At 70.2% G+C, this 12,983-nt stretch carries 11 protein-coding genes; 6 read left to right on the top strand and 5 right to left on the bottom strand.

Going from position 1 to position 12,983, the window contains the following annotated elements:
- The first annotated feature begins 2 nt into the window (after positions 1–2).
- The 6 genes from PKF00_RS00625 (at position 3) to PKF00_RS00600 (ending at position 6,414) form a co-directional block, all read left to right on the top strand.
- Positions 3–1,184, top strand: coding sequence for a DNA polymerase III subunit delta' (locus PKF00_RS00625; RefSeq protein ID WP_271215321.1), 1,182 nt, complete (start codon positions 3–5; stop codon positions 1,182–1,184).
- A gap of 89 nt (positions 1,185–1,273) precedes the next feature.
- Positions 1,274–1,795 carry a SigE family RNA polymerase sigma factor gene (locus PKF00_RS00620; RefSeq protein WP_425582206.1) on the top strand — a complete coding sequence of 174 codons (522 nt, stop codon included), beginning with the start codon at positions 1,274–1,276 and terminating at the stop codon, positions 1,793–1,795.
- Complete coding sequence (locus PKF00_RS00615; protein WP_271215319.1) at positions 1,792–3,312, top strand: hypothetical protein; 1,521 nt, start codon at positions 1,792–1,794, stop codon at positions 3,310–3,312. Before PKF00_RS00620 ends, PKF00_RS00615 begins: the two co-directional genes overlap by 4 nt.
- 258 nt (positions 3,313–3,570) lie before the next feature.
- On the top strand, positions 3,571–4,260 hold the full coding sequence (locus PKF00_RS00610) for a hypothetical protein (protein WP_271215318.1): 690 nt from the start codon (positions 3,571–3,573) through the stop codon (positions 4,258–4,260).
- Entirely contained in the window at positions 4,257–5,411 is a 1,155-nt protein-coding gene (locus PKF00_RS00605) for a glycosyltransferase family 4 protein (RefSeq protein WP_271215317.1), read from the top strand. Before PKF00_RS00610 ends, PKF00_RS00605 begins: the two co-directional genes overlap by 4 nt.
- Positions 5,412–5,559: 148 nt before the next feature.
- On the top strand, positions 5,560–6,414 hold the full coding sequence (locus PKF00_RS00600; protein WP_271216329.1) for a PSP1 domain-containing protein: 855 nt from the start codon (positions 5,560–5,562) through the stop codon (positions 6,412–6,414).
- Between the two features lie 300 nt (positions 6,415–6,714).
- Here the strand turns inward: PKF00_RS00600 and PKF00_RS00595 are convergent, their stop codons facing one another.
- From PKF00_RS00595 to PKF00_RS00575, 5 genes are all read right to left on the bottom strand, one after another.
- A complete protein-coding gene (locus PKF00_RS00595; protein WP_271215316.1) occupies positions 6,715–8,082 on the bottom strand; it encodes a DUF4407 domain-containing protein in 1,368 nt (455 codons plus the stop codon).
- Entirely contained in the window at positions 8,075–9,082 is a 1,008-nt protein-coding gene (locus tag PKF00_RS00590; protein ID WP_271215315.1) for a hypothetical protein, read from the bottom strand. Before PKF00_RS00590 ends, PKF00_RS00595 begins: the two co-directional genes overlap by 8 nt.
- A 16-nt stretch (positions 9,083–9,098) precedes the next feature.
- Complete coding sequence (locus PKF00_RS00585) at positions 9,099–11,186, bottom strand: hypothetical protein (protein WP_271215314.1); 2,088 nt, start codon at positions 11,184–11,186, stop codon at positions 9,099–9,101.
- Positions 11,183–11,914 (bottom strand): hypothetical protein, encoded by a 732-nt coding sequence (locus tag PKF00_RS00580; protein WP_271215313.1) that lies wholly within the window; start codon positions 11,912–11,914, stop codon positions 11,183–11,185. Before PKF00_RS00580 ends, PKF00_RS00585 begins: the two co-directional genes overlap by 4 nt.
- Before the next feature lie 305 nt (positions 11,915–12,219).
- Positions 12,220–12,948 (bottom strand): Crp/Fnr family transcriptional regulator, encoded by a 729-nt coding sequence (locus tag PKF00_RS00575; protein ID WP_271215312.1) that lies wholly within the window; start codon positions 12,946–12,948, stop codon positions 12,220–12,222.
- Positions 12,949–12,983 lie beyond the last annotated feature (35 nt).

Genomic DNA, 12,983 nt, shown 5'->3' with positions numbered 1-12,983 from the left:
ACGTGGGAGTCTTCGATGACCTTGTGGGGCAGGAGCGGGCGGCTGCGACGCTCCGCCGGGCGGCGGTCGCGGGAGCCGAGCTCCTGGCGGGCGGTCGCGGGGCGGGGATGACCCACGCGTGGCTGTTCACCGGGCCTCCGGGCTCCGGCAGGGAAGAGGCGGCCAGGGCGTTCGCCGCCGCGCTGTTCTGCGAGAACCAGGGGTGCGGTCACTGCGACATGTGCCACCAGGTGGCCGTCGGATCCCATCCCGACCTGGAGATCGTCCGCCCGCAGGGGCTCTCCTACGGGATCAAGGACACCCGTCAGCTCATCCTCCGCGCCGCCGGGGCCCCGACGCTGGGACGCTGGCGCGTCGTGCTGTTCGAGGACGCCGACCGCGCCACCGAGGGCGCGTCGAACGCGTTGCTCAAGGCGATCGAGGAGCCGCCGCCGAGGACCGTCTGGCTGCTCTGCGCGCCCGCGCCCGACGACATGATGATCACCATCAGGTCCCGCTGCCGCCAGGTCACGCTCGTCACGCCGCCGACCGCCGCGGTCGCCCACGTGCTGGCCACCCGGGAGAACGTGCCCCACGCGATGGCGGAGTTCGCCGCCAGGGCCGCCCAGGGACACATCGACCGGGCCCGCAGGCTGGCGCTGGACGAGGAGGCGCGCAAGCGCCGTGACGCGGTGCTGTCCATCCCCAGGTCGCTCACCGGCGTCGCGGAGTGCGTCATCGCCGCCGAGCGGCTGGTGAAGACCGCGGAGGAGGAGGCGGCCGCGGTCACCTCGGTGCTCAACGAGTCCGAGGTCTCCGAGCTGCGGAAGATCTACGGTGAGGGATCCTCGGGCAAGGGGCTCAACAAGGGGCTCATCCGGGGTGGGGCGGGAGCGCTCAAGGAGCTGGAGGACCGGCAGAAGTCCCGGGCGACCCGCACCAAACGCGACGTCATCGACGCGGCGCTGCTCGACCTGGTGGCGTTCTACCGCGACGTGCTGGCCGTGCAGTTCGGGGCTTACGTGGAGCTGGCCAACGAGGACCGCAGGGCGGAGCTGGAAGGGCTCGCCGGATCCTCGACCCCCGAGGACACCCTGCGCAGGATCGACGCGATCATGCGCTGCCGGGAGAGGCTGGCCGCCAACGTCAACCCGCAGATGGCCGTGGAGGCGATGACCATCTCGCTGCGGCAGCCGGGACTCTGACCCTTTTTATTCGCTTTTCGGGAAAGTCGCTTTTCGCGAAATCACTCCCGCCGTGAGCAACCCGGCGGCGCTTTTCGCGTCTCTTGGTCATGCAGGCCGAAACGTTGGACCTAGGCAGACCCGAGCCCGCTGAGACGATCAGCGGGCTCTACGCCGAGCACGCGCTCGGGCTGACCCGGCTGGCCCTGGTCATGGTCGGGGACCGCGAGTCCGCGGAGGACGTGGTCCAGGAGGCCTTCCTCGGCCTCCACCGCAGGTTCGGCGGGTTGCGGGATCCGGGGAAGGCCCTCGTCTACCTGCGCAGCGCCGTGTTGAACAACGCGCGCAGCGTACTGCGGCGCAGGCGGCTGCCCTCCTGGTTCGCCGCGACCTACGAGCCGCCTGTGTGGTCCGCGGAGTCCGCGGCGATGCTCGGCGACGAGCGCAGGGCCGTCATGGAGGCCCTGCGACGGTTGCCCGTACGGCAGCGCGAGGTGCTGCTGCTGCGCTTCTACGCCGACCTGTCAGAGGAGGAGACCGCCCAGGCCATGGGCATCGGCCGGGGGACGGTCAAGTCCACCACCCACCGGGCGCTGAACGCGCTCGGCCGTCTGCTGGGGGAGAACCGGTGAACGAGATCGTCGACAGGCTGCGGGACGCGGCCAGGGCCGTGGGGGAGACCGTCGACGACGTCCCTCCCTTCGCGCCGGGCGCGGGTCGTGCGGACGGGGCCCGGTGGGGTGCGCGCCGTACGAGAAGGCCGTGGGTCGTGCCGCTGGTGGCGGCGGCGACGGTGGCCGGTGTGATCGCCGGGGCGGCGGTCGTCACCCAGGGGGGAGAGGGCGGCGTCGCCGGGCCGGTCGCGGGGGTCGGTCCCGCGTATTTCGCCACGAGTGAGGGCGCGGGGATCGTCTTCCACCGTTCGGACACGGGTGAGGAGACCGGCAGGTTCTCCGTACCGGTCGCAGGAGGGAGCTTCGGCCCGGTGGAGGCCGCACGGGACGCGTTCTACACCTCGGTGGGCTTCGGCGCCTGCGAGACCCGGTTCTTCCGTGTGAGGCTCAGCCGGACGGGTGAGGTCGCGGGAGCCGACACGCTTCCGATCACGCTGCCCAAGGGCACCGCGCCCACCTCACTCGCGGTCAGCGCGGACGGCGCGAAGCTGGCCTACGGCCTGGCGTCGTGCGAGATCAGCGGCCCCTTCGCCGGACGGCTCGGGGTGACCGATCTGGTGACCGGCAGGAGCCGGACGCTCGCCTCCCCTCGCGACGGCGAGGTGGTGGGCGTCTCGCTCACCGCGGACGGCCGTTCGGTCGCCTTCCAGCGCCTGCCCACGACGGACATCGACAGGAGGCGGGCCCCGCTTCCCCGGGTGACGCCGACGGACACTGTGCACGTCGAACCGACGCCCGCGAAGGACGGTGCGGCCGCGCCGGCGCCCAGCGTGGGCGTCACGGCCGAGCCGAGGCCGATAGTGACCGTGACGGTGTCCCCGGCGCCCCTTCCCGGGAGCTCGAAGGACGCCGGGGGAGAGACGGAGGCCAGCCCGCGTCCGGGGACGACGGTGACGGCCACCCCGGTACCCGTCCCGCACCCGAAGGCGGCCGAGCCCGATGCGCGGCCGTCCACCACGTCGGCACCGGAGGATCGGCGGTCCGCCGAGGCCGCCCGCACGCCGCTGTGGTGGGAGACGGGTTCTGGGTCCGGAGCGTCCGCGGAGTTGGCGTCCGACGCGCCGGAGATGTGGGTGCTCGACACCGAGGCCGAGGGCGAGGACCTCCTCGACACGGCCAGGAAGATCGAGCTTCGTCTTTCCCCGGCCGCGCCCGAGGGGCTGCACGGAGTCCGGATCAGCGCGGACGGCCTGCGGTTCACGGCGGCGCTGGGCAGGGTCGCCTCGCGCGGCGAGGGGAGCCTGCCGGAGGCCGTGCCCGGTTCCACCGAGATCGCGACGTTCGACGCGGGGAACGGTGAGCAGACCGGCGTGCTCTACCGGGACGGGCTGGGCGGCTTCCGGCTGGTCGGCGCGGACGGTTCCGGCGAGCACCTTCTCGTCCAGCGAGGGCCGGAGCTCGGGACGATCAGCGCGGGCCGGTATCGGGTGCTGTTGAAGGTGCGGGAGCCGTATGTGAGGCGTATCGCCTGGTGAAAAGGCAGGACTGCCCTGGCCAGGCCGCATCTTCCTATAGATCCTAGATCCAAGGGAACCATTCCCGGCTAATTCCCCTCAAAGCTTAGGTGTGCATCGTTAGAATTCACAGCAAATTTCGATGCATTCGTTATAAACCTACCGAACAATGTCCTGCTTTACGGGGATGGGCAGCGAAGGACCGGGGGACTCTTGGTCAGCATGGGAGCACGTCGCGGAGTGACAGCGCCTGGGGGAAGGCGAGCTGTCACCAGCCGTGTGAACAACGACGACACGTTGCGGGTCGAGTGGCCTGTTCCGCAGGAGGGGGAGATCGTCCTGCGGAACGCCGCGACAGGAGAGGAGCGCTCCGACGCCGACCTCACCGGCCTGCAGGCGGGAGTCTGGCTCGCCTCCCACCGGGGAGAGCCCCTCGCGACGGACGATCCAGGGTTCTCGCTCGACGGACTGCTCGCCTACGCCGCGACACCACGTGACCGGGAGATCAAGGCCTTCAGGACCTCGGGCGGAAACCTCGGTCTGTCGGTCCGGGAGGTCCAGCCGTACGTCGAGGTGACCGGCGTCCTCTCCGACGACGGCGTGATCGAGGTCGAGGGCCTGATCGCGTACGGCGAGCCGATCGAAGGACCCGCCAGGCTCGTGGCCACGCCCAGGAAGGGGCCGGAGCCGGTGAGCGGGCCCGCGACCTTCGGGGGACGGCGCTTCGAGGGAAGCGTCCTGATCGCGCCGATGGCCGAGGGACAGACCAGGCGGCGCGTCTTCTGGGACCTCCACGCGGAGGTCGCCGGAGTACGGCTGCCGCTGGCCACCCGGCTCGACGACGTCATCGACAAGAAGACCAAGGTGCGCTTCCCCGCCCAGCATGTGGGGCGGATCAGGGTCCGGCCCTACTACACCGAGATCGACAGCCTGGCCGTCGCGCTCACCGTCGAGGAGGAGAGCTCATGAGGATCTCCTACCTGATCCTCAACGCCTACGGCATGGGGGGCACGATCCGCGCGACCTTCGACCTCGCCACCGAGATGTCGCAGCGGCACGACGTCGAGGTGATCAGCGTCTTCCAGCACGCCGATCTGCCCTTCCTGCCGCTGGGGCCGAAGGTCAGGCTGCGCTCGCTGGTCGACCTGCGTCCGGGGGCCAGGGTCCGCTGGCCGTACACGAAGAAGGCGGAGCGGTTGAGCGCGCAGGAGAGCGCGCTGATCCACCCGGAGGAGCGCGCCTACTCCTCCTTCACCGCCTGGAGCGACGACGTGCTCAGGCGCGAGCTGCAGCGGCTGCGCACCGACGTGCTCATCACCACCAGGGCCGGGCTGAACATCATGGCCGCCAGGTTCGCCCGCAGGAAGGTCGTGACGATCGCCCAGGAGCACCTGCACTTCGAGGCGCACCAGCCCGGCATCTTCGAGGAGATCCGGCAGTGGTATCCCAGACTCGACGCCGTCGTCACCCTCACGGAGGCCGACGAGCGGGACTACCGGGCCATGCTCGGGCAGGCGCGGACGCGGGTGTACACCATCGGCAACGGACTGGCCGGAGGCCCGCGCCCCCGTTCCAGGCAGGAGAACCGGATCGTGCTGGCCGCCGGGCGGCTGGTGCCGGTCAAGGGATACGACAGGCTGCTGAAGGCGTTCGCCCAGGTGGTCCAGAAGCGTCCTGACTGGAAGCTGCGGGTCTACGGCGAGGGCAGGATCGCGGACAAGCTGGTCAGGCTGTCCGTCAAGCTGCGTCTGCACAACAACGTCACGTTCATGGGACCGACCGGCGACATCGAGGGCGAGCTCGCCAAGGCGTCCATCCACGCGGTCAGCTCCCGCTTCGAGGGCTTCGGCATGACCATCATCGAGGCGTTCGCCTGCGGTGTCCCGGTGGTCAGCTTCGACTGTCCCCGGGGACCGAGGGAGATCATCACCTCGGGCCACGACGGGCTGCTGGTCCCGCCCGACGACGTCGACGCCCTCGCCGCGGGGCTGCTGAAGATGATCGACGACGACGAGGGCAGGCGCAGGATGGCGGAGAACGCCCTCGTGACGGCGGAGAACTACGACATCTCCATGATCGCGAACCGGTGGGAGAAGGCCTTCGCCGAGCTCACACACTGAGCCGGGCCCGGGGGCCCGCAGTCGGGAGGGCCGGGGGCGATTTCGCACGGCCCCGGCCCTCTCGGGAGTCCACAGGAGAGATCTCGACGCGTAGGGTGGCGGAGTGGGCGCTTAGCCGTACCCCCAGCAGCCTTGGAGCCACATGAGCATGATCATGGCCGTGAGCTTCACCCGTTACGGCCGGTTGTACTACCTCGATCCAGGCGGTCACAGCCCGAAGATCGGCGACAAGGTGCTCGTCCCCACCGACGCGGGACCCGAGGTGGCCGAGTGCGTGTGGGCGCCGCAGTGGACGAGCGAGGAGATCGACGGGCTGCCGGTGTGCGCGGGTCTGGCGGGCGAGGAGCACCTGACCCGTGACGAGGCCAACAAACGGCGGCGCGCGGAGGCCCGCAGCGTCTCCAAGCGTCTGATCAGGCGGCACACGCTCCCCATGAAGGTCATCGGGGTCGACTACCTCGACTCGGAGAACGTCTACACGGTCTACTTCTCCGCCCCCCACCGCGTCGACTTCCGCGCGCTCGTCCGCGACCTGGCCAGGAACCTGCGCGCCCGGGTCGAGTTGCGCCAGGTGGGCCCCCGGGACGAGGCGCGCCTGCAGGGGGGAATCGGTCCGTGCGGCCGTGACCTGTGCTGCGCGACCTTCCTCAAGGACTTCGAGCCGGTCTCGGTGCGCATGGCCAAGGACCAGGACCTGCCGGTCAACCCGATGCGCATCGCCGGGGCGTGCGGACGGCTGATGTGCTGCCTCAAGTACGAGCACCCCCTCTACGTCGACGCGCACAGCAGGATGCCCAAGATGGGGGCGAAGGTGGACAGCCCCGAGGGGCCGGGGACCGTGGTCGGACGCAACGTCCCCTCGGACTCGGTGGTGGTCCGCCTGGACGACGGCGGACGCCGCTGCGCGTGCCCCTCCGCCTCGGTCTGCTCCCCGCGCAAACAGCACGACACGATGTACGGCGGAGCCGTGAAGGTCGCCGAGAGCGGCGAATCAGGAGAGTGAGCCGCTCCCCGGGGAGCGGCTCGATCCGGTGAGGCGGGCCGGTTCAGGGAGGCGGGCGCGTCGCCCCCGGGAGGAGGTCCGGCCATGGAGGGAGGTTCCGTCCCGGAGAACCCGGGGGAGGTCCGGCCATGGAGGGAGGTTCCGTCCCGGAGAACCCGGGGGAGGTCCGGCCCCGGAGGGAGGTTCCGTCCCGGAGAACCCGAGGGAGGTCCGGCCCCGAAGAAGGGACCGGACCGGCAGAGGCCCCGCGGGTTCACCGTTCCGCGGAGGACTCAGTGAGAGGTTTCCCCGCAAGCGGGGTCACCGGAACGAGCCCGCCAGGTCGACACGCGGGTGGTTGCCGTTGATCCGGCCCTCCTGCCTGCTCTGGCGCTTCAGCTCCTCGGCCCGCTTGTTCATCAGCTCCTCCCTGAGGGCCCGCGCCTCGGCGTCGGCGGCCTTGCCCTCGATGTCGATGAGCTGCCGCCGCCTTCTGCGCTCCTCCGCCTCGCGGTGGGCCTGGAGTTCGAGCTCGCCGACCTGCGCGTCCGCGCTGAGCTGGACGCGCTTGTCGTGGATCCTCTCCTGCATGCGGTTGGCGTGCTCCACCATGCGGTCGTAGGTGGTCGTGCCCCCCATGAGCTTGACGAGGACCGGCAGGCAGTCGATGAGGACCAGGAAGAGCCGGAACAGCCAGCTCGCCGCGAACAGGTAGGTGTTCTCCGACGAGATCGCGTGCAGGGCCCGCATCCGTTCCAGGATTCCGACGGGGTCCTCCTTGTCGGGCATCGCGGACAGCCGCTCATCGATCTTGGCCCTGACCTCGTTCCCGAAGTCGCTCCGCTTGTCGGCGAGGGGGCCGCGCAGCTCGGAGATCCGGCTCTGCAGCTCCCCGAGCCTCCTCCTGTTGCCGTCCAGGTCGCTGCCGGCCTTCGCCTTCCTCGCGGCGTTCTCGAGGCGTCTGCAGAGCGGGCCGACGCCTCTCTTGCCGCTCGTCACCCCCTTGATCTTCTCGCCCATGCACTCGGCGGTCGCCTGCTTGAACAGCCGGTCGTACTCCGCGCCGTCGACTCTGACCTGCTCCCGCAGCTTCGCCGCGTCCTTCTCCAGCTCGGAGATCTTGGCCTCGTCCGCCTCCGCCCCGGAGGCCAGGATCCTGGCGTTCTCGCACCCGCGTCCCGGCGGCGGCGCGGCCGTCACCGGATTGCACGCGACCAGCAGCGCCCGTTCCCTGACCCGGGCGGCCTCCCGCTCGTCGATGACGTGCTGGACCACGGCGGTCTCGAACACCCTCAGGACCAGCGGCTCGGCGATGATGGAGCCCAGCACCACGGCGACGAGCAGGCGGGGGATCAGCATCATGAGCCTGTGCTGCCACATGCCGGCCACCGTCGAGACGAGCCACCGGTCGAGGTTGAGCACGATGAGCAGCCAGATCACCGAGGGAACGGCCATCGCCAGGTGGACGCCGCCCAGGACCTGACCCAGCGCGAACCACATCGAGACCCCGGCGACGATCGCGGTGCCCAGCACCACCCCGCCGAGGCCGACGTAGCGGGTCCGCTCGAGCGGCACCTGGTCGAGGATCCCCTCGTCGACCCCCGCGAGGACCCGCAGCCGCCTGCCCAGGTCGAGCCGTACGGCGGGTCGGGACCGTGGGCGTCCGCCGCGGGCGGCGCTCTCAGTCATCGAGGTCCTCCAGGCCGATCCTGCGCGGCCCCGCGTCCCTGTCGCCGGACGTCCTGTCCTCGAAGGCTCCGCCCTCGCCGATCCCGAGACGGCCGGCGTTCTCCGGTGCCTCGACGAAGGGGGCCTCGCCGACGATCGAGGTCATGACCCTGTCGATGAGCCTCTGCGTGTCGATGGGGAGGAAGTCCAGCGACCCGTCGGGCAGGCGGTTGATCAGCTCGGACAGGGCCTTCATCCGGGTCTCCTGCGCCTCGCGGGTGATGCCCACGGCGTCCGGCATCAGCAACTGGTCGCGGCTGACGCCGAACGCCGTGGTGGCCTCGACTCCCCGCTTGAAGATCTCCTCGATCCTGGAGACGTCCCGGTTCTCGATCGCCCACTCCAGCTCCTTGCTCTCCCCGCTCCACTTGAGCTGCTTGAGCCGCTGGCCGTGGGCGAGGATGTCGTTCGGCGGCAGGAGCGCGACGTTGACCAGGGCGACCTCCAGCCCGTCCATCCGGGGCGGGCAGAACTCCAGGTAGGCCCGGACCCGGCTGGTGACCTCGATGGACAGAAGGTGCACGTCCTCGACGGGCCGGCTCATGCCGAGCCGCATGAGTCCCGCGTCGTCGCGGAGGTGGTTGCCCAGGATCGTCGCCGCGTCCTCGACCCCGGCGGCGACGACCGCCTCGGGGTCGGTCACCTTGCAGGTGAAGGTCGCCTTCACCTGGAAGTGGTAGCCCATGTCCTGGGAGGGGATCTCGACGGTGAGCACGACCTGGCGGCTGCGCAGGTAGACGACGCTCACCGACCTCGCCCTCACGACGGCCTCCTCCGACCCCCTGAGGTGCTCGCCTTCCGTGTACGCCTTGTAACCGCCGTTCACGGCGAAGACGAGGACGGTCCCCACCGGCGTCTCGGGGAGCTCGTGGAGGTCTCGCCGCGTGAAGAGCCCCAGCCGACGCTGGGGCGGTCGAAGAGAGCGCTCCTCGACGATCGGGTAGCCGCTGAGAGCGGGCATCGGTGTCTCCTTGGTGTCAAGAGGGGATCTGCCGGGAGCCCGCGTTGAGCAGGGCGAGGACGACGTGCTTGGCGGGAGGGGAGTCCCGGCGCACGTGTCCACCGGCGCATGCGTGGTTGATCGCGCGCCTGACCAGCACCGCGGCGGCCTCGGGCAGGGCCGACCACACCGCCACGCCGAGCGCCTCCGCCGCGGCCGTGGCCCCGGTGGCCCCGGCCTGCTCTCCCAGGTGGCGGAGAGTGCGGCACAGCGCGCGTACGGCGTCCGAACGGTGGTGGGCGTTGTACAGCGTCCAGGCCCACAGCGTGCCGATCGCCTTGGCGCTGGCGGGCTGGGACAGCAGCAGCCACGCCATGAGCGACTCCTCGCGCTCCAGCCGGTCGGCTGCCAGCACGCCGAGCACGGCCTGCAGGGCCCGCCGGGCCCGCTGCGGCTCCATGCCCTCGCTGAGATCACGGTCGAGATGCCTGACGAGCAGTCGGAGGCCGGTCAGCGCCTCGTCGTCCCGCTCCGCCGCCGTCTGGAACATGAGCGTCAGCGCTCTCTGGGCGACGTTGCTCACCCGGACGCCGCGCAGGGACAGGTACCAGAGCCAGTCGACCGTCTCGGCCGGGTAGCGGATCGACAGGCCTCCGGCGAAGGCGAGCGCCGCGGTCATCGCCTGAGGTTGCCCGGCGTTCTCGACCCAGCTCAGCGCGGTGGTGAAGGCGACGGCCGCGGTGGTGTCGTCCGCGCACATCATGGACAGGGTGCTGGCCGCCGCCATGCGTTCCTGGACCAGACCCCCGGCCCAGGGGATGAGGAACGACTCCCTGACCTCCTCGGGGCGTTTCCTGGCCAGGAGGGCCAGACCCGCCGCCACCTGGACCTGCACCTCGGGCAGGTCGTCGGCCAGTTCGCGGACCCACTGCCGCAGGGGCTCCAGCACGCCGTATCCGTAGACGCGGTAGAGCTGCAGGATCACCTGCTCGCGGTGGTGCGGGCTGCGGAAGACGACCCTGGGCTCTCCGGCGTCGGCCGACAGGCCGATCAGGGGGTTGCCGTCGTTCCACAGCCTCCGGCTCTGGGGCAGGTTCTCTCCGACGGAACGCCGCTCGCGTTCCGCGCCCTGCCGTTCGACCTCGTCCGCGATGGTCGTCAGCCGTACCAGGAGGCGCTCGAAGACGCGTTCCGGCAGGCCGTACACGAAGGCGAGAGCGGCGACGGCCAGCACCTCCGAGCGTTTCGGCCTGGTGTCGAACCACGTGGTGACGGTGCCGCCGCAGAGGTCGGCCATGATCTCCTGGGGTGACTGGGAGCCGGAGAGCATCTGCTCCGCCAGTTCGACGACCTGGCGCGGTGAGCGCAGCGTGGCGACCTCCTCCGGGAGGCCCGCCTCGTCGTGGGAGAGACGGGCACGGCCCAGGCGCGCCCCGAGCACCTCCAGCGGGTTGGGCGGCTCCCATCCGATCTCGAACGCCTCGAACCCCTGGCGTGTCTCCGCGCGGTTGAGAGTGATCACCAGGTGCGCCCCCGCCCGCGTCAGCCTGGTGCTGAGCGTGTCGAGGCCGAACCGCCGGACGTTGTTCTCGACCTTTCCCTCGATCCAGTCGTGGACGAGGTAGACCCGGTCCTTCTTGAAGGAGACGGCCAGCAGGCCGTCCAGGTCGAGGCCGGGGGAGAAGACGGTGATCCTCTCCGGGGAGAGCCCGGCCTCGGCGAGGAGCGCGACCCCGCTCGTCCACTTGCCGATCCCCTCGTCGCCGACGAGGACGACCACGTGCCGCTCGCGCAGGGCCGTCAGGGCCCTGTCGAAGCCCCGTGGTCTGACGAAGCGCGCGAGCGCCCGTTCGACGTCTCCGCGGTCGAGCCGCCCGGAGACCGATCGCACCGCGGGCCCGCCCGTGATGCCGAAGGTCGCCTTCTGCGCGCTGACCTCGGCGAAGAAGTTGTTGATCACATTGGCGGTCTGGCCGAGGGCGTCCTCGTCGAAGTCGTCGTCCGTGTTCTTCGCCGACCGCCCCTCCTGGGCCTGCTGCCCGTCCTGGTCCTGCGGCGGGCGCTCGTCCTGAGAGGGCTCGGGGGGAGGGGTTCCCTCGTCCTGAGGGGCTTCCTGAACTGTCATTTACGGACGATCCCGAAGTTCACCTCGCGCGCTTTGAGAGGTCCGTTCACATTGTTGATCACTTCTGCTCGCTGGGAGATGTTGGGTTTCATGCCCTTTGGGCTTTCTGTGTCTTTTGGCGAATCGCGCAGGTGGCTCAAGCTCCCCGCGTCGAGTTCCGGAGCCCAGACCCAGGCGGGGCCGGAGAACTCCTTCTCCTGGACCGTGACCCGGTGGAAGTCGTCTTCCGAATAGGAGGTGTGGCCCTGGAGCACCACGTCCTCGAAAACCCGCTGGGAAAGGACGAGAACGATGTTCGCCTCCGGTCTCTCGTTGAAGACCCGCTTGAGCGGCCCCCAGTCGGCCAGGCGGCAGGCCTCGACCACCGCCTGACCGGCGTATCCGTTCGCCGACGGATAGGCGGTGCCGAAGGCGAGCGCCACCCTGAGCCGGAACCGCTCGTCCGGAGGCAGGGCGTCGTTGCGCTGGACGAGCCCCCGGTGAAGTGCCCGGATGTACTGGTCGGCGACGAGGGGGTCGGGCTCGCTCGCCGGCAGGACCGCCAGCTCGCCGTCGCCGCCCGGCTGGATCGCCCAGTCCTCGCGGTTGAGCCCCGCCTGTACGGCGGCGGCCGTGTGCAGGTCGACGAAGTTCCGCTGCATCGTCTCGTGCCGCCTGTCGTTGCCCTGCCCGTAACCCCTCAGGTCGCTCGACATGACGAGGGCGCGTTTGAAGGAGACGCTTTCCATGAGTTCCCGGTTTCTTGCCTTCTGTGGTCGATGCCTGCTGGGGCATCAGTATGAGGCAGCGGATCGGCGCACATCCCCTACTGGTATGGGATGTGCGCCCCCAAAATGCGGAGAATGAATCTCGGAGTGCATTGATTCATACTCGTATCACGCTCCGCCCCTTTCTCTGGAGGCGACCGTGGGGGGTGAGAGTGAAACGTTACGTAGGTTCCGACAAAAGCCTTACGCAGCGACAAAAGATGACTTGGGTGACGTGCCGGCGACATCGGCGTCGTTCAAGGGGCACCCCCAGCACGCGGGCGGGCTCACTCCTCGGCGGCGAAGGCGTTGAGCCCCGCCAGATCCGTGACGACCACCCGCCGGTAGCGGGTCTTCAGGAGCTTGTTCTCCTTGAGCAGCCTGACCGCCTTCCCCACCGCCGCCTCCCTGGCCCCGATCAGCCGTCCCAGCTCGGGCTGGGACAGCTGGACGCCGATGTCCACGCCGTCCTCGACCGCGAACCCGTGACGTTCGACCAGCTCGCCGAGCACCCGTGCCAGCCGTACCGGGACCTCGAAGGCGGCGAAGTCGAGCCTGCGGCGGTTGGCCCAGTCCAGCCGTTGCGCGATCATGGAGGCCAGCACGGGCCACGACTCCGGACGGTTGTTCAGATACGCCAGGAAGGCGGTGGCCGGGATCCTGAAGGTCAGCATCGGCGTGCACGCCGTGACCGTCGCCGCGCGGCTGACCCCCCTGAGCACCGCCATCTCGCCGACCAGGTCACCGCTCACCCGCACGCCGAGCAGCACCTCGACGCCGTTGTCCAGCATCGCCGTGACCTTGGCGCAGGCGGGCAGCCCCGGCCTGACCGAACGCAGCAGGAAGACATGGTCGCGCCGGCGATCGCCCTGCCGGATCACGACCGCTCCCGGCTCGTGGGAGTCCGGCGTGCCCAGGGCGAGAAGCTCTCCGCGGGCGCTCTCGTCAAGAGCGGCCATGAGGGTGCCGGCGGGCCAGGGCGACCCCGGCTCACGATGGGATGCTCCGTCGAACACGCGACCTCCTCGCCTGGCGCACGCGTCTCATCCAC

It is taken from the genome of Streptosporangium carneum, assembly GCF_027922005.1.
GTDB lineage: Bacteria > Actinomycetota > Actinomycetes > Streptosporangiales > Streptosporangiaceae > Streptosporangium > Streptosporangium carneum.
The sequence above is the reverse complement of the archived record's forward strand: the minus strand, read 5'-3'. Positions and strand labels throughout refer to the sequence as shown.